General features: G+C 61.9%; 15 protein-coding genes. 11 read left to right on the top strand and 4 right to left on the bottom strand.

The annotated features are described in order from the left end of the window. Window positions 1-79: 79 nt before the first annotated feature. The 8 genes from pyk (at window position 80) to ACQ4W6_RS10190 (ending at window position 8,992) form a co-directional block, all read left to right on the top strand. Window positions 80-1,528, top strand: a complete 1,449-nt coding sequence (pyk, locus tag ACQ4W6_RS10155; RefSeq protein WP_436567059.1) for a pyruvate kinase — start codon at window positions 80-82, stop codon at window positions 1,526-1,528. A 188-nt stretch (window positions 1,529-1,716) separates the two neighbouring features. After that, window positions 1,717-2,781 carry a class II fructose-bisphosphate aldolase gene (gene fba / locus ACQ4W6_RS10160; protein WP_436567060.1) on the top strand — a complete coding sequence of 355 codons (1,065 nt, stop codon included), beginning with the start codon at window positions 1,717-1,719 and terminating at the stop codon, window positions 2,779-2,781. Window positions 2,782-2,898: 117 nt separating this feature from the next. Further along, on the top strand, window positions 2,899-3,792 hold the full coding sequence (locus ACQ4W6_RS10165; protein ID WP_436567061.1) for a phosphoribosylaminoimidazolesuccinocarboxamide synthase: 894 nt from the start codon (window positions 2,899-2,901) through the stop codon (window positions 3,790-3,792). 1 nt (window position 3,793) lies between these two features. Beyond that, the gene (gene purE, locus ACQ4W6_RS10170; protein WP_436567062.1) at window positions 3,794-4,303 is read left to right on the top strand and encodes a 5-(carboxyamino)imidazole ribonucleotide mutase; all 510 of its coding nucleotides are present in this window, start codon (window positions 3,794-3,796) and stop codon (window positions 4,301-4,303) included. A gap of 15 nt (window positions 4,304-4,318) precedes the next feature. Further along, the gene (locus tag ACQ4W6_RS10175) at window positions 4,319-5,515 is read left to right on the top strand and encodes a 5-(carboxyamino)imidazole ribonucleotide synthase (protein ID WP_436567063.1); all 1,197 of its coding nucleotides are present in this window, start codon (window positions 4,319-4,321) and stop codon (window positions 5,513-5,515) included. Then, window positions 5,515-6,552 carry an L-threonylcarbamoyladenylate synthase gene (locus tag ACQ4W6_RS10180; protein WP_436567102.1) on the top strand — a complete coding sequence of 346 codons (1,038 nt, stop codon included), beginning with the start codon at window positions 5,515-5,517 and terminating at the stop codon, window positions 6,550-6,552. Before ACQ4W6_RS10175 ends, ACQ4W6_RS10180 begins: the two co-directional genes overlap by 1 nt. A 241-nt stretch (window positions 6,553-6,793) precedes the next feature. Beyond that, window positions 6,794-8,212: an SGNH/GDSL hydrolase family protein gene (locus ACQ4W6_RS10185; protein ID WP_436567064.1), complete on the top strand. Its 1,419-nt coding sequence runs from the start codon at window positions 6,794-6,796 to the stop codon at window positions 8,210-8,212. A 99-nt stretch (window positions 8,213-8,311) separates the two neighbouring features. Then, window positions 8,312-8,992 (top strand): OmpW/AlkL family protein, encoded by a 681-nt coding sequence (locus tag ACQ4W6_RS10190; RefSeq protein WP_436567065.1) that lies wholly within the window; start codon window positions 8,312-8,314, stop codon window positions 8,990-8,992. Window positions 8,993-9,044: 52 nt separating this feature from the next. Here the strand turns inward: ACQ4W6_RS10190 and ACQ4W6_RS10195 are convergent, their stop codons facing one another. Then, the gene (locus ACQ4W6_RS10195; RefSeq protein WP_436567066.1) at window positions 9,045-9,551 is read right to left on the bottom strand and encodes a flavin reductase family protein; all 507 of its coding nucleotides are present in this window, start codon (window positions 9,549-9,551) and stop codon (window positions 9,045-9,047) included. Between the two features lie 210 nt (window positions 9,552-9,761). Between ACQ4W6_RS10195 and msrA the strand changes: the two genes are divergently transcribed. Continuing rightward, window positions 9,762-10,295, top strand: coding sequence for a peptide-methionine (S)-S-oxide reductase MsrA (gene msrA, locus ACQ4W6_RS10200; protein ID WP_436567067.1), 534 nt, complete (start codon window positions 9,762-9,764; stop codon window positions 10,293-10,295). 65 nt (window positions 10,296-10,360) lie between these two features. Here the strand turns inward: msrA and ACQ4W6_RS10205 are convergent, their stop codons facing one another. Beyond that, window positions 10,361-11,557, bottom strand: a complete 1,197-nt coding sequence (locus ACQ4W6_RS10205; RefSeq protein ID WP_436567068.1) for a class I SAM-dependent methyltransferase — start codon at window positions 11,555-11,557, stop codon at window positions 10,361-10,363. A 153-nt stretch (window positions 11,558-11,710) separates the two neighbouring features. Then, window positions 11,711-12,910 (bottom strand): pyridoxamine 5'-phosphate oxidase, encoded by a 1,200-nt coding sequence (gene pdxH, locus ACQ4W6_RS10210; protein WP_436567069.1) that lies wholly within the window; start codon window positions 12,908-12,910, stop codon window positions 11,711-11,713. 113 nt (window positions 12,911-13,023) lie between these two features. Here pdxH and tcdA point away from each other — a divergent pair, with 113 nt between their 5' ends. Then, on the top strand, window positions 13,024-13,866 hold the full coding sequence (tcdA, locus tag ACQ4W6_RS10215) for a tRNA cyclic N6-threonylcarbamoyladenosine(37) synthase TcdA (protein WP_436567070.1): 843 nt from the start codon (window positions 13,024-13,026) through the stop codon (window positions 13,864-13,866). Here the strand turns inward: tcdA and thpR are convergent. Continuing rightward, the gene (thpR, locus tag ACQ4W6_RS10220) at window positions 13,863-14,420 is read right to left on the bottom strand and encodes an RNA 2',3'-cyclic phosphodiesterase (protein ID WP_436567071.1); all 558 of its coding nucleotides are present in this window, start codon (window positions 14,418-14,420) and stop codon (window positions 13,863-13,865) included. The genes tcdA and thpR overlap by 4 nt on opposite strands. 56 nt (window positions 14,421-14,476) lie before the next feature. Here thpR and ACQ4W6_RS10225 point away from each other — a divergent pair, with 56 nt between their 5' ends. Then, entirely contained in the window at window positions 14,477-14,947 is a 471-nt protein-coding gene (locus tag ACQ4W6_RS10225) for an FKBP-type peptidyl-prolyl cis-trans isomerase (RefSeq protein ID WP_436567072.1), read from the top strand. Window positions 14,948-15,068 lie beyond the last annotated feature (121 nt).

Consider the following 15,068-nt stretch of genomic DNA (forward strand, 5'->3'; position numbering starts at 1 on the left):
CGCTGCGCTTTTACCTTGCCGGGCGACTCAGCAGCCGGGCCTTGCTTAGCCAGCGCCTTGCCGGCGCATAAGGAATCCTATGCCACGTGGTACAAAAATCGTAGCAACAATCGGCCCCGCCTCCACCGACTTCGATATCCTGGTGAAGATGATACGCGCGGGCGTCGACGTGGTGCGCTTGAATTTTTCCCATGGCAAGGCGCAAGACCATATCGACCGCGCGGCGCTGGTACGCCTGGCCGCTGCCGAGTGCGGCCGCGAAGTGGCCATCATGGCCGACATGCAAGGGCCGAAGATTCGTGTCGGCAAGTTTGAAAACACCCGTATCCAGCTGGAACAGGGCGACAGGTTCATCCTCGACGCCAAGTGGGGCGAAAACGGCGAGCTGGGCAACCAAGAAAGAGTCGGTCTCGACTACAAGGCCCTGCCGCGCGACTTGCACAAGGACGACGTGCTGCTGCTCAACGATGGCCTCATCGTGCTGGTCGTCGAGCGCATCCACGGCAGCGAGATCCACACGACAGTCAAAATCGGCGGCGAGTTGTCGAACAACAAGGGCATCAACCGCCAGGGCGGCGGCCTGTCCGCGCCCGCACTGACGGCCAAGGATATGGAAGATATCAAGACGGCCATGAGTTTCCAGGCCGACTATCTGGCCATTTCCTTTCCGAAATGCGCCACCGACATGGAAATGGCGCGCCAGCTGGCCAATATCGCCGGCGAGCCGTACCACCACAAGCCGATGATGATCGCCAAGATCGAGCGCGCGGAAGCCATTCCTGCGCTGCAAGAGATTCTCGACGCCTCCGACGGCATCATGGTCGCGCGCGGCGACCTGGCCGTGGAAGTGGGCAACGCGGCCGTGCCGGCCTTGCAGAAACGCATGATCAAGATGGCGCGCGCCTCGAACAAGCTGGCCATTACAGCCACGCAGATGATGGAATCGATGATCGTCAACGCCGTGCCGACGCGCGCAGAGGTATCCGACGTGGCCAATGCCGTGCTCGATGGCACGGATGCGGTCATGACGTCGGCCGAGACGGCCTCGGGCAAGTACCCGATCGAGACGGTGGAAATGATGGCCGCCATCTGCGTCGAAGCGGAGCAGTCCGAATATAACAAGCTCGATGCCGATTTCCTCAACGTCACGTTTACCCGCATAGACCAGTCGATCGCGTATGGCGCCCTGTTTACGGCCCATCACTTGCGCGTAAAAGCCATCGTGGCCCTGACGGAATCGGGCTCCACCGCCTTGTGGATGAGCCGCCACAGTATCGACACGCCGATCTACGCATTGACGCCAAGTGTGACAACTTTGCGCAAAGCCGCGCTGTACCGCAATGTACGCGCGTATCATCTGATGCAGAACGCCCCCAGCGCGCAAGTGCTGAAGCAGGCGGAAGACTTGCTGGTAGTGCAAGGCATCGTCAAAAAGGGCGACATGATCGTCGTCACTTGGGGCGAGCCGATGGGGCAGGTGGGTGGCACGAATGCGCTTAAAATTGTCAAAGTCGGCGAGTTCGAGTAAGAACGCCGAACAAACAGCCAAGGGCGGTGTTGCATTGCCTCGTCGTACTAGTTGTACTGCCTTCGGCAATGCGCCTGGCCCTGAACAGTTTGTTGAACGTTCTGTTGTAGAGTGAAGAATTCAGGCGCCGGCGCGGCCATCAGCCGCGAAGCGCCGCAACGGTTTCTATTGTTATCTGGAGTATTACCATGTCTCTCGTATCCATGCGTCAATTGCTGGACCACGCCGCCGAAAACGGTTATGGCATTCCTGCTTTCAACGTCAATAACCTGGAGCAAGTGCAGGCCATCATGGCTGCCGCCGATGCGCTCAACAGCCCGGTGATCATGCAGGCGTCCGCTGGCGCGCGCAAGTACGCTGGCGAAGCCTTCCTGCGCCACCTGATCGACGCCGCCGTCGAAGCGTATCCGCACATCCCCGTCGTCATGCACCAGGATCACGGTCAGTCGCCGGCCGTCTGCATGGCCGCCATCCGCTCGGGCTTCACGTCCGTGATGATGGACGGTTCGCTGGAAGCGGACGGCAAGTCGGTTGCTTCGTATGAATACAACGTGGAAGTGTCGCGTGAAGTCGTGAAATTCTCGCACGCCATCGGCGTGACGGTGGAAGCGGAGCTGGGCGTGCTCGGTTCGCTCGAAACCATGAAGGGCGACAAGGAAGACGGCCACGGCGCCGACGGCCTGATGACGCGCGAACAACTGTTGACGGACGTGGCGCAAGCGGCCGACTTCGTGCAGCGCACCCAGTGCGACGCCCTGGCCATTGCGATTGGTACGTCCCATGGCGCCTACAAGTTCACGCGCAAGCCTACGGGCGACATCCTGGCCATCGACCGCATCAAGGAAATCCACGCGCGCATCCCGAACACCCATCTGGTGATGCACGGTTCGTCGTCGGTGCCGCAGGAATTGCTGGCCATCATCCGCGAATTTGGCGGCGACATGAAGGAAACCTACGGCGTGCCTGTCGAGGAAATCCAGGAAGGCATCCGTCACGGCGTGCGCAAGATCAACATCGACACGGATATCCGTCTGGCGATGACGGCGGCGATCCGCAAGTACCTGTTTGAAAATCCCTCGAAATTCGACCCGCGCGACTACCTGAAGCCAGCCCGTCTGGCCGCCGAGCAGATCGTGCGCGCGCGCATGCAGGCGTTCGGCTGCGAAGGCCAGGCGTCGAAAATCAAGGTCATCACGATGGAAAAAATGGCTGAGCGCTACAAGGCCGGCGAGCTGTCGCAGATTGTGAAGTAAAATTCTGTCTGGAACGGGCAGGAGGCATCCGCATACAGCGTATCCTTGTGCCCGATTTTCTCGACCGGCAGGCATCGACTGCCTGCCGGTTTCGTTTCATCCAACTATTCCCCCGCTATGAACAGCCTCTATCAGACTTCCATCCACTCCCTGCCATTGCTGGGCCACGGCAAGGTCCGCGACAATTATGCCGTTGGCGACGACAAGATCCTGATCGTCACCACCGATCGCCTGTCGGCCTTCGATGTCGTCATGAACGAGCCTATCCCCGGCAAGGGCAAGGTACTCAACCAGATGACTGACTTCTGGTTCGAGAAACTGGGCCACATCGTGCCGAATCACCTGACCGGCATTGCGCCAGAGTCGGTGGTGGCAGCCGATGAAGTGGAGCAAGTGCAGGGCCGTGCCGTCGTGGCCAAGCGCTTGAAGCCCATCATGGTCGAGGCGGTCGTGCGCGGCTACATCATCGGCTCGGGCTGGAAGGATTACCAGGAGTCGGGCAGCATTTGCGGCATCAAGTTGCCAGCGGGCCTGCAACAGGCGGAAAAACTGCCAGAGCCGATCTTCACGCCAGCGGCCAAGGCCGAGCTGGGCGAGCATGACGAAAACATCAGCTTTGCTGAAATGGAAGAGCGCATCGGTGCCGAACTGGCCGCCAAGATGCGCGACGTGGCCATTGCGCTGTACAAGGCTGCCGCCGATTACGCGGCCACGCGCGGCATCATCATCGCCGACACCAAGTTTGAATTCGGCCTGGACGACAACGGCGTCATGCATTTGATGGATGAAGTGCTGACGGCCGATTCCTCGCGCTTCTGGCCAGCGGACTCGTACCAGCCCGGCATCTCGCCACCGTCGTTCGACAAGCAATTCGTGCGCGACTACCTGGAAACATTGACCTGGGGCAAAACCGCACCGGCGCCAAAGCTGCCGGCGGACGTCATCGAAAAAACTCAGGCCAAGTACTTCGAAGCCATCGAGCGCCTGACGGGCGAAAAGTTGAAGGCCTAAGATGAGCGCTCCTCAGTTGAACCCCACGCCGCTGGTCGGCGTCATCATGGGCTCGTCCTCGGACTGGGACGTGATGCAGAACGCAGTTGCCATCCTGAAACAGTTTGGCGTGCCGTTTGAAGCGCAAGTCATTTCCGCGCACCGCATGCCCGACGAGATGTACGCGTATGCGAAAAGCGCGCGTGCGCGCGGCTTGCGCGCCATCATCGCCGGTGCCGGCGGTGCGGCCCACCTGCCTGGCATGGTGGCCGCGATGACCATCGTGCCGGTGCTGGGCGTGCCCGTGCCATCGAAATACCTGCGTGGCGAGGATTCCATGCTGTCGATCCTGCAGATGCCCAAGGGCGTGCCGGTGGCAACCTTCGCCATCGGTGAAGCGGGTGCGGCGAATGCGGCGCTGACGGCGGTGGCGATGCTCGCCGCCAATGACGACGCCCTGGCCGATCAGCTGGAAGCGTTCCGCGTCACGCAGACAGCCGCCGCCAAGGCCATGGTATTGCCGCTAGACTAATGTGCCTGAAAAATAATGAATAGTAAATTGACTTCCCCATTGTTGCCCGCCGCCAATCCACCGGCGTGGCTGGGCGTGATGGGCGGCGGCCAGCTGGGCCGCATGTTCGCCCAGGCCGCACAAGGCATGGGCTACCAGGTAGCCGTGCTGGAACCATCGGACGCCTGCCCTGCGGGGCAGGTGGCGCAGCGCCTGATCAACGCCGGCTATGACGACGTGGCCGGCCTCGACGCCCTGGCCGCCCAGTGCCTGGCCGTTACCACCGAATTCGAGAACGTGCCGGCCGGCAGCCTGTCGCGCCTGGCCAGCCACGTGTTCGTGGCGCCCGACGCGCATGGCGTTTCCGTAGCGCAAGACCGCATCGCCGAAAAACGTTTCTTTGTCGACTGCGCGGATAAGTCGGGCGTGCTGCCGGCGCCGCATATGGTCATTGCCACGCAGCAAGATATCGACAGCATCGGCGACGATTTGCTGCCCGGCATCCTGAAAACCGTGCGCATGGGCTATGACGGCAAGGGCCAGTTCCGCGTGCACACGCGCGACGACGTGCGCGCCGCCTTCGCCGAAATGGGCCAGGTGACTTGCCTGTTGGAAAAAATGCTGCCGCTGGCATATGAAGTGTCCGTGCTGACGGCGCGCGGCGTCGACGGCGCCTCGGTCGTGTATCCGATCGCCGAAAACGTGCACCGCGACGGCGTGTTGTTTACTACCACCGTGCCGGGTCCGAACGTGTCCGACGAAAGCGCTGCCAGGGCGCAGCGGGCGGCACAAGCCTTGGTCGCCGAACTGGGCTATGTTGGCGTGCTGTGCATCGAATTTTTCGTCTTGACCGATGGCAGCCTGGTGGTCAATGAAATGGCGCCGCGTCCGCATAACAGCGGCCACTACACGATGGACGCCTGCGTCACCAGCCAGTTTGCGCAGCAGGTGCGGGCCATGGCGCGCTTGCCACTGGGCGACGTGCGCCAGCATTCGCCGGCCGTGATGCTCAATATCCTGGGCGATGCCTGGTTTGCCGGCGATAGCGATGTTGCCTGCGAACCGGCCTGGGAGCGCATCCTGGCCCTGCCAGGCGCCTGTTTGCACCTGTATGGCAAGGACGATGCGCGCCGTGGCCGCAAGATGGGCCATCTGACCCTGGTGGCTGCCACCTTGCCGGAGGCGCAGCAGCGCCTGCACGACGCTTGCCTGATCCTGGGAATCGCACCGTGATTTCACCGCAACACAAGCCGGGCCTGGACTTGGCCGCCATCGCGGCGGCCGCCGCCGTGCTGGAAGCGGGCGGCCTCGTCGCTTTCCCCACGGAAACTGTGTACGGCCTGGGCGCCGATGCGGAAAATCCGGCCGCCGTGGCGCGCATCTATGAAGCCAAGGGCCGCCCGTCCGACCACCCCGTGATCGTGCATGTGGCGCCGGGTGCCGACCTGGCGCACTGGTCCGACGACATACCGGCCGAGGCAGAACAGCTGGTGGCGGCCTTCTGGCCCGGCCCGCTGACCCTGATCGTCAAGCGCGCCGCGCATATTCCCGACGCCGTGTCCGGCGGCCAGGATACGGTGGGGCTGCGTTGTCCGTCGCATCCGGTGGCTATCGCATTGCTAGGCACGTTCAAGGGTGGCAAGGGCGGCCTGGCGGCGCCATCGGCGAATAAATTCGGCAATGTCAGCCCGACCACGGCGCAGCACGTGCGCGATGAGTTTGACGCCGAGCTGGGCAGCGGTTTGCTGGGCGCGGTACTCGATGGCGGGCAGAGCGATGTCGGCATCGAGTCGACCATCGTCGACTTGTCGCGCCTGGCCACGCACGGCCCCGTGTTGTTGCGTCCTGGCCATATCAGCAGCGAACAAATCGCCGCCGTCATCGGGCGCGCACCAGCTGTCGCCGATGCGGCCGCGCCGCGCGCCTCGGGCACCCTGGAATCGCACTATGCGCCACACACGCCTGTTGCGATGCAGCACAGCGACGCCGTGGGCGAAACCTTGAACCGCTTGCTTAATGACGGACGCCGCGTGGCCCTGATCCATTACTCGGACATGCCGCCGGCCAGTGCCAGCGTGCGGCTCGATGCCGACCCGCACAGCTACGCACATGCGCTGTACGCCTCGCTGCGCACGATGGACCAGGTCGGTGCCGAGCTGATCCTCGTCGAAGCGCCGCCCACCGGCCCCGAGTGGCTGGGCATCAATGACCGTTTGCGGCGTGCCGCGTTCGGCTCAAGTGGTATCTTGCAGCAATTTCTGTCCGCATGAAAAGAGCCCCGCAAGGGGCTTTTTCTTGATGCAGCGCAATAGCGATGCTTGCCACGAAACATCTTTCATACCGCATAATCAGTGCATCCCTTCCATTGCGGTGGGCTGCCGGCGGTGTTGTAATTTAGCTGTTTTTTAAAACATAATTTCTATACAAGCCCAAGGAACGATGGCATATTGGTGGGGTAGCGAATAGCACGCCCGTTCGTTTAGAAACCAGAAAAAGACCCAAGGAGACAAAATGCATCAAACAAAATTCGCGCTGGCCGTGCTGGCAGCGGCTGTCCTGGCCGGTTGCGGCGGCGCCACTGGCGGCGATCAAACCCTGAAAGTCAAATACTCGGCACAGGTGTCGTTCGGCGACAGCCTGTCCGACGTCGGCTCATATGCCGTCGGCACCGTGGCCAAGCTCGGTGGCGGCAAGTTCACCATCAATGGCGACAATACCAAGATCAATCCTGAACTGACGGGTAAGAACTGGACCGAGCACCTGGCCGCGCAATTTAGCCTGGCCGTGCCGTGCGCTGCAGAGACGGGCCTGGACGGCGATGCCGCGCAAGGCTTCTCCGTTGCCCGCGTCAAGCATGCCGGCTGCTTCGGCTACGCCATGGGCGGTTCGCGCGTGACCAATCCGGTCGGCCCGAACAACAAGCTGACGGGCAGTGCGCTGGGCGCCCTGACCGTGCCGGTGGTGACACAGATTGCGAATCACCTGGCCGTCTCCGGTGGCAAGTTCAGCGGCACGGAAGCCGTCTTCGTGATGGCCGGCGGTAACGACGTGCTGTACCAGCTGGGCGCATTGCAAGCGGGTGCGACCGCTGCTGGGCAGGCTGCCGGCGCGAAAGCGGGTGCCGATGCGGGCGCGAAAGCCTTTGCCACGAATCTGGTCGCGGCCCTGGCTGCGAGCGCCACCAATCCTGCTACGGCGGCGCAAGCCATCGGTGCGGCCGTAGCGGCCGCCAGTGCGGCGCCTGGCGCCACATCGACGACGATCGTGACGGCCGCCGTTGGCACCGCCGCTGTCCAGCCGGGCAACTCCGCCGTGGCTGCTCCTGCCGTATATGGTCCGCTGGTCGCCAAGGCCCAGGCCGACGCCACCGTCACGGGCAACGCTGCCGGTGCCGCTGCCGGCGCCAAGGCCGGTGCCGACTACGCTGCGGCGAATGGCCCTGCATTGGTTGTTTCCATGAAACAGGCAGGCATCGAACTGGTGGCGCTGGTGAAGGATCAGATCATTGCCAAGGGTGCCAACTATGTGGTGGTCAACAATCTGCCGGACGTGGCCGGTACGCCATCGGGCCTGAGCAAGGATGCCAATACGAAGGCCCTCATCAATGCCATGGTCAGCGCCTACAACGGTGAACTGAGCGGTGGTTTGAGCGGCAATGCGAAAGTCTTGCTGGTCGACGTGTTTGCCGTCAGCCACGACCAGGGCGTCAATCCGGGTCCGTATGGCTTGACGAATGTCACGGAGACGGCGTGCGACCTGACGCTGGCGAAAAATCCACTGGCCAGCTCGCTGGTATGCAATGGCACGAACCTGAAAGCCGGTGACGTCAGCCACTATGCGTATGCCGACGATGTGCATCCGACGCCGTTCAACAACCTGCTGCTGGCCCGCTATGTGGCCAAGGAAATGGTCGTGCGCGGCTGGCTGTAAGGGATGGCCGCAGCGGCTGCGCCATGGAGGCGTGGCCGTTGCTGGCAGCGACAAGACTGGATAGCTGAACTATCCGCACATAATGAATCAGGAGACAAGATGAAGAATCGTTTGAATACCGCTGTGCGCGTGCTGGCCGCTGCTGCCGCGATGGCTGTGGCGACGGGCGCCGCGGCGCAAAGCGCAGGTACCTGGACGGCCAAGGTCGGCATCAACAAGATCACGCCGCATGTGGACAGTGGCGACATTTCGGCGCCGGCCTTGCCGGGCACCAAGGCAGACGTCAAGGCGGACACCAAACCCATCCTGACCTTCGCCTACATGGTCACGGACAATATTTCTGCCGAGCTCGACTTGGGTGTTCCCTACAAGCATGAACTGGTCGGCGATGGCGCCATCAAGGGCACGGGCAAGCTGGGCACGGCGGAAGCATTGCCGCCGACGGCCTTCATCCAGTATCGTTTCTTCCAGGCAAATGCGATGATCCGTCCCTACGTGGGTGCCGGCCTGACGTATGCTTATTTCCAGAAGGAAACGGGTTCGGGCCAGATGACGGCCTTGCTCGATCCGGGTGGATCGCCAGTCACGTACCGCTTGAAGAATAAAATTGCGGCCAGCCTGCAAATCGGCAGCACCCTGGCCTTCAACGAGCGCTGGTTTGCCGACGTCGCCGTAGTCAAGAACTTCCTGAAAACCAAGGCGACCTTCTCGACGGGCCAGACGCAGGACATCAAGCTCGACCCGATCGCCGTCAGTATCGGCATCGGCTACAAGTTCTGATCTTGCCCTGTTGCAAAAAAATCCGCCTCGGCGGATTTTTTTTTGTTCCCGCTCAGGCTGGCGGTGTATTGAACTTGCCGTTGTGGAAGATCAAGGGCGGTTGGGAGGCAAACGCGCATTGTTCCACTTCGCCCACGAAAATGACATGGTCGCCTTCCGGGTAGCGGCTGCGGTTGTGGCATTCGAACCAGGCCGATGCACCTTTCAGGATGGGCTGGCCCGTGCGCGACAGTTCGTACTCGACGTCGTCAAACGGATTGGGTGTGCGGCGCGCAAAGCGCTGTGCCAGTTCCGCCTGGTCGGCGCCCAGCACATTGATGACGTAATGCGAGTTGCCGCTGAAGATGGGCATGCTGTTGGCCACCGATCCCAGGCTCCACAGTACCAGCGGCGGCGACAGCGAGACGGAATTGAAGGAACTGGCCGTGAGGCCGCGGAAACTGCCGTCGGCCAGGCGCGTGGTAATGACCGTCACGCCGGTGGCAAACTGCGACAGTGCCTGACGGAAATGTGGCGTATCGAATGCTTGCGCTGGCGCGCGGGGAGAGCGTGTGTTCATGGGAGACCTGTCTATTTGCTGCCATTATGCCAAAAATCGGCCATGCCAGCGCAATTCTGGCCGGCTTGCCCGTATGTGCGCTGCGCCACGCGGCGTTTCAAGCGGCCCTGCACGCCATGCCGCTTTGCGTTACAGTGATGCAAGAGGCAAGTATTTCCTGCTTTTCTGGGCCGGCAGCGGCCTGCGATTGCACACACGCTGGAGGGCATCATGAATGGACAAACGGACATCGCGGTATTGGGCGGCGGTTGCTTTTGGTGCCTGGAAGCCGTGTATCTGGAAGCGCGCGGCGTCACGCGCGTCGAGGCTGGCTATACGGGCGGTGGCATGCCCCATCCTACGTATGAGCAGGTTTGCACGGGGGACACGGGCCACGCGGAAGTGGTGCGCCTCGAATTCGATCCCGCCAGCATCAGCTACCATGACATATTGGAAATATTTTTCACGATCCACGATCCTACCACCCTGAATCGGCAGGGCAATGATGTAGGCACGCAATATCGCTCCGTCATTTATTACCAGTCGGACGAGCAGGAAAAAGTGGCGCGCAAGGTGATTGCCGAGATGGCCGGCGTGTGGGATGCGCCCATCGTTACGCAACTGGCGCCGGCGCAAGCTTATTACAAGGCCGAGGAGTACCACCAGAATTATGTCGAGCAGCACCCGTTCCAGCGCTATTGCGCCTGTGTCGTCGCGCCCAAGGTGGAGACATTCCGCGCCATGTATGCGCATCGCGTGAAGTGAGGTGACATGCTGGCCAAGGGTGTGGCCGATACAGCGGCCGGTGCAGCGGCCGCGCCCCGGGACGTTCAGCTGCTCAATGCCGGCGCCGGCTGGCGGACTTGCTCATACATATAGTTGCGCGACCACGGCAGGGTGGATGAGCGCCGTCCCGCTTTCACGCAGACGATCTGGTACAGGCTGATCAGATCTTGCTCGAAAGCATAGGCGCAGCCGGCCAGGTAGACATGCCAGATGCGGAAGCGCCGCTCGCCTGCCAGGGGGCGGATCTGCTCGGCATGGGCTTCGAAATTTTCCGTCCACAGGGCGCAGGTGCGCGCGTAGTGGCGGCGCAGGTTTTCCACGTCCAGCACTTCCAGCCCCCCTTGCTGCATGGTTTTCAGCACATTGCCGATATGCGCCAGTTCGCCGTGCGGAAATACATACTTTTCGATGAATTCGCCGCCGCCATATGGCGTTTCACCATTGTCCGGGTCGGTGGAAGTGATGCCGTGGTTCATCGCCATGCCGTCCGGCGCCAGCAGTTTATTGATGATGGCGAAATACTCGGGCAAGTGTTTCAGGCCCACATGTTCGAACATGCCCACGCTGGTGATGCGGTCGAACTGGCCCGTCACGTCGCGGTAGTCTTGCAGGCGGATCTCGATCAGGTGTTCGAGCCCGGCGGCCGCCACGCGCTCGCGCGCCAGCGCAAACTGGTTTTCCGACAGGGTCACGCCCACGCAGCGGGCGCCGTATTGCTGCGCGGCACGGATGACCAGCGCGCCCCAGCCGCAACCGATGTCGAGCAAGCTCTGGCCTGGCTGCAACTGGATTTTCTTCAGGATATGGTCGATCTTCTTGACCTGCGCCTGCTCCAGGGTTTCATCGCCGTTTTCAAAGTAGGCGCAGGAATACACGAGGGCGGGGTCAAGAAACTGCTCGTAGAACGCATTCGACACATCGTAGTGGTAGCGGATGGCCTCGGCGTCCTTGCTCTTGTCGTGCGTAAAGCTGCGCACGATGCGGGCCAGCTTGCCTTCCGGCTTGAGCGTGTTGCGCGCCAGCGCATTGCAGATGGCAATCATGTCCATCGCCGTGCCCTTGACCTCGATATTGCCTTCCACATAGGCCGAGCCGAGATTGGCCAGCGAAGGGTTCAGCAGATAGCGGGCCGAAGCGGCGGTCGGCAGGCGGATGGTGACCCTGGGCGTTTCGCTGGACAGGTCGACATGCTGGCCGTTCCACAATTCTATGCGCAGCGGCAAGGCGGCTTTGCTGCGCATACCGGCGATCCAGGACTTAAGTTGATTTTGTACAAACAAAATGGCCTCCAATGAAGCGGCCGCTGCTCGCTACCGCAAATTGAGAAACAATAATCCAAGCACTACACCTCATAGCCTACACCTATATTGCCGGGCTTGCTGTGCGTGGCGTGTTCAGGGCTGCAAGCGTTGCATGCTCCATTGCCCGTCTGCACCACGCGTGTAGACGATGCGGTCATGGAAACGCGAGCGGCGCCCCTGCCAGAATTCGATGCGTTCCGGCTGCAGGCAGTAACCGCCCCAGTGGGCCGGGCGCGGTGGCTGGGCGTCGCCGAGGGCGGCGGCCACGGCGGCGTAATTGCTTTCCAGCGCGGCGCGGTTGGCAATCGGCGAGCTTTGCTGTGAGGCAATGGCCGACAAACGGCTTTGCAGGGGGCGCACATTGAAATACTCGTCGCTTTCGGCTGCCGTGGTTTTCACGACCGTGCCCTCGATGCGCACTTGCCGCTCCAGTTCGCGCCAGAAAAACAGCAGGGCCGCGTGCGGGTTGTGCTCCAGCTGCTGGCCCTTGTCACTGTGGTAATTCGTGTACCAGGTAAAGCCCCGTTCATCGAATTGCTTGATCAGCACGATGCGCGAGCTGGGCTTGCCCTCAAGACTGACGCTGGCCAGGCTCATGGCGTTCGGTTCGATCACCTGGGCGTTGACGGCTTCGGCGAACCATTTCTGGAACTGGGCGACGGGATCGGCCAGCACGTCGCTCTCGCTCAGGCTGGACTGCGCGTAGTCGGTGCGCATGGCTGCCAGCGTGGCGGCAGGGTCGGGCTGGGCCGGCAGCTCGGGGGCGATGCCGCGGCGGCGCTGCATGGCCGTGCCCAGCTGCTCCATCTGCTGCGCGCTGAACAGGCGCTTGGCCATGGGCGCCAGCTGCCCTTCTTCCTTGGCCATGTGCGCCTGGTAGGCGGCAACGTAGTCGCGCACGCCATCGGCGCACAGCTGCGTGCCCGTGCCGGCCGCGATGGCGTCCAGTTCCGGGCGCAGGGCCAGCCAAGCCTGGTCCATGCGCTGGTGGTCGGCCAGGATTTCCGGCACCAGCGTCGCCAGCAGGGCCGCATCGTCGCCCGTGGCGCTCGCTTGCAGCATGGGCATCAGGTCTTGCTCTTCATCATCATGGTGCAGATGGGCGGCTTTATTGAAGTATTGCAACACTGCCTTGGCCGCCTGCTGCGCGTCTGCCGTGTTGCCGTGCTGCCCCAGGTGGCCCAGCATGTTTTGCAGGGTGGTCAATTGCTTGCGGATCTTGTCGTGGCAATGCTTGAGCACGGCGATTGGCTGGTCAAAGCCTGGAACGGAGTCGAACAGAGGGAGTGTCATGGCGTGTTCTCATGGTGGGCAGTGTTGGGGCGCGGCGACAATCGAGCCTTGTCGCTGTGCCTATTCGGCTATTTTAGAATATCCGCCAGCGCAGTGTCCGTTAAAATGGCGCCATGCATACCTCCACTAATGAACTAATTTCCACGGACTTGACCGAGATCGATTTTGAGCGGCGTTTCGGCGGCATTGCCCGCCTGTACGGCGCCCCCGCCTTGGCGCGTTTCCGCGCGGCCCATGTATGTGTGATCGGCGTGGGCGGCGTCGGTTCCTGGATCGTCGAAGCGCTGGCGCGCAGCGCCGTTGGCCACCTGACCCTGATCGACCTGGATAATGTTGCCGAATCGAATATCAATCGCCAGATCCAGGCCATGAGCGACACCATCGGCCAGGCCAAGATCACGGCCCTGGCCGAACGCATCGAACTGATCAATCCGTTTTGCCAGGTCACGCAGATCGAAGATTTTATTGCCCCCGATAACCTGGAGCAATTGCTGGGCGGGCGCGAGTTCGACTATCTGATCGACGCCATCGACAATGCCAAGGCAAAAGCGGCCGTGATCGCGTATTGCCGCGCACGCAGTATTCCCATGCTGACCATCGGTAGCGCGGGCGGCCAGACGGACCCGACCCTGATCGCCGTGCGCGATTTGTCGAAAACGGAGCAGGAACCGCTGCTCAAGCGCGTGCGCAAGCTGTTGCGTACCGAATATGGCTTTCCCCGTGGCGTGAAAAACAAGTTCAATGTCGACGCCGTGTTTTCCATGGAACCGTTGAGCACGCCCGAGAGCGCGGAAGCGTGCGCCATTGACGGCACTGCGGCCGGCGTGACGGGCTTGAATTGCGCCGGTTTCGGCTCCAGCGTAGTGGTCACGGCCAGCTTCGGCATGGTGGCGGCCGCACATGCGCTAAAAAGCTTGCGCCAGGACAAACTCGCTGCCGTGCCGGACGCCGTTTAAATCAGTGTGCGGTGCGCCAGGATGCGGTAGTCGCCGGTGCTTTTCAGCGATTCCACCAGCACCAGTTCGCTTGCCTGCCACAGCACGGGGGCAGGGTGCAGCGCCGGTGGTGGTGGCGCCTGGCGCGCCAGGGTCACGTGTGGCGTAAAACGGTCGTGCTCGAAGCGCGGTGACAGCGCCTGCGCGGCCAGCTGCCGCATGCAGGCAGTGCGCAAGTCCAGCAGGGCGGGCGAGGTCTGGCGCAGGCCGGCCCAGGCGATGGCGAGCCGGGGAAAATGGCTGACGTGATCCAACTCCAGGGGCATGGCGCGCGCCGGCAGGTTGTCGAGCAGCGCCAGCAGGGCAGGCAACTCGCTGGCCGGACGCTGTCCCAGGAAGGCCAGGGTCAGGTGCAGCTTGTCAGGGCGTGTGGGCTTGCCTTTCAAACTGGCTTGCCAGGCAGCCAGGGCCGTGCGCGTGGCGGCATCGGGCCACAGGGCATACAACAGACGGGGAAAGTGTGAATCGGGTGACAGGTTTTTCATATCGTTGCGGCGGTTTGCTATCATTGGCATTCTCTGCACGCCTGATACTGCAGGGATCTCACCGAAACTCAATGAAAGAATACATCATGACGCGTAGCTCCGTTTTGTTTGCCCTGATCTGCTCCGTCGCCGCGTCGCTGGCGCAGGCACAGGCGCCAGCACCCGCACCTGTTCCCGCCTCCGCCGTATCGATGAGCCCGGGCCCTGTCGCCGACAAGCTGATCATCATCGACAACAAGATTGGCACGGGCAAGGAAGCCAATGCCGGCAATACCGTGGTCGTGCACTACACGGGCTGGCTGTACCGTCCACTGGCGAAAAATTCGCGCGGCAAGCAGTTTGACAGCTCCGTGGGCCGTGGCCCCTTCGATTTCCAGCTGGGCAAGGGCATGGTCATCAAGGGCTGGGACCAGGGCGTGGCCGGCATGAAAGTGGGCGGCAAGCGCACCCTGATCATTCCTGGCGAACTGGCCTACGGCCCCCGTGGCGCCGGCAATGGCGACATTCCGCCGAACTCGGCATTGATCTTCGACGTGGAATTGCTGGACGTTAAATAATTAAGTAATTAAGTAATTAAGTAATTAAGTAATTAAGTAATTGTCCATTTTCGGCGGCGCACCACGTGCGCTGCCGCGCTAAAAAGCGGTAGACTGGGGTTTCCTGAAATAGCCGAGACTC

It is taken from the genome of Janthinobacterium woesei (genome assembly GCF_051380875.1).
GTDB lineage: Bacteria > Pseudomonadota > Gammaproteobacteria > Burkholderiales > Burkholderiaceae_D > Janthinobacterium.

Excerpts from the sequence above, each read along its gene's own strand:
- purE (WP_436567062.1), top strand. The coding sequence starts at position 3,794 with ATGAGCGCTCCTCAGTTGAACCCCACGCCGCTGGTCGGCGTCATCATG.
- thpR (WP_436567071.1), bottom strand. The coding sequence starts at position 14,420 with ATGCCAATGATAGCAAACCGCCGCAACGATATGAAAAACCTGTCACCC.
- ACQ4W6_RS10185 (WP_436567064.1), top strand. The coding sequence starts at position 6,794 with ATGCATCAAACAAAATTCGCGCTGGCCGTGCTGGCAGCGGCTGTCCTG.
- fba (WP_436567060.1), top strand. The coding sequence starts at position 1,717 with ATGTCTCTCGTATCCATGCGTCAATTGCTGGACCACGCCGCCGAAAAC.
- pyk (WP_436567059.1), top strand. The coding sequence starts at position 80 with ATGCCACGTGGTACAAAAATCGTAGCAACAATCGGCCCCGCCTCCACC.
- ACQ4W6_RS10195 (WP_436567066.1), bottom strand. The coding sequence starts at position 9,551 with ATGAACACACGCTCTCCCCGCGCGCCAGCGCAAGCATTCGATACGCCA.
- ACQ4W6_RS10175 (WP_436567063.1), top strand. The coding sequence starts at position 4,319 with ATGAATAGTAAATTGACTTCCCCATTGTTGCCCGCCGCCAATCCACCG.
- pdxH (WP_436567069.1), bottom strand. The coding sequence starts at position 12,910 with ATGACACTCCCTCTGTTCGACTCCGTTCCAGGCTTTGACCAGCCAATC.
- tcdA (WP_436567070.1), top strand. The coding sequence starts at position 13,024 with ATGCATACCTCCACTAATGAACTAATTTCCACGGACTTGACCGAGATC.
- ACQ4W6_RS10205 (WP_436567068.1), bottom strand. The coding sequence starts at position 11,557 with ATGCGCAGCAAAGCCGCCTTGCCGCTGCGCATAGAATTGTGGAACGGC.
- ACQ4W6_RS10165 (WP_436567061.1), top strand. The coding sequence starts at position 2,899 with ATGAACAGCCTCTATCAGACTTCCATCCACTCCCTGCCATTGCTGGGC.
- ACQ4W6_RS10190 (WP_436567065.1), top strand. The coding sequence starts at position 8,312 with ATGAAGAATCGTTTGAATACCGCTGTGCGCGTGCTGGCCGCTGCTGCC.
- msrA (WP_436567067.1), top strand. The coding sequence starts at position 9,762 with ATGAATGGACAAACGGACATCGCGGTATTGGGCGGCGGTTGCTTTTGG.
- ACQ4W6_RS10225 (WP_436567072.1), top strand. The coding sequence starts at position 14,477 with ATGACGCGTAGCTCCGTTTTGTTTGCCCTGATCTGCTCCGTCGCCGCG.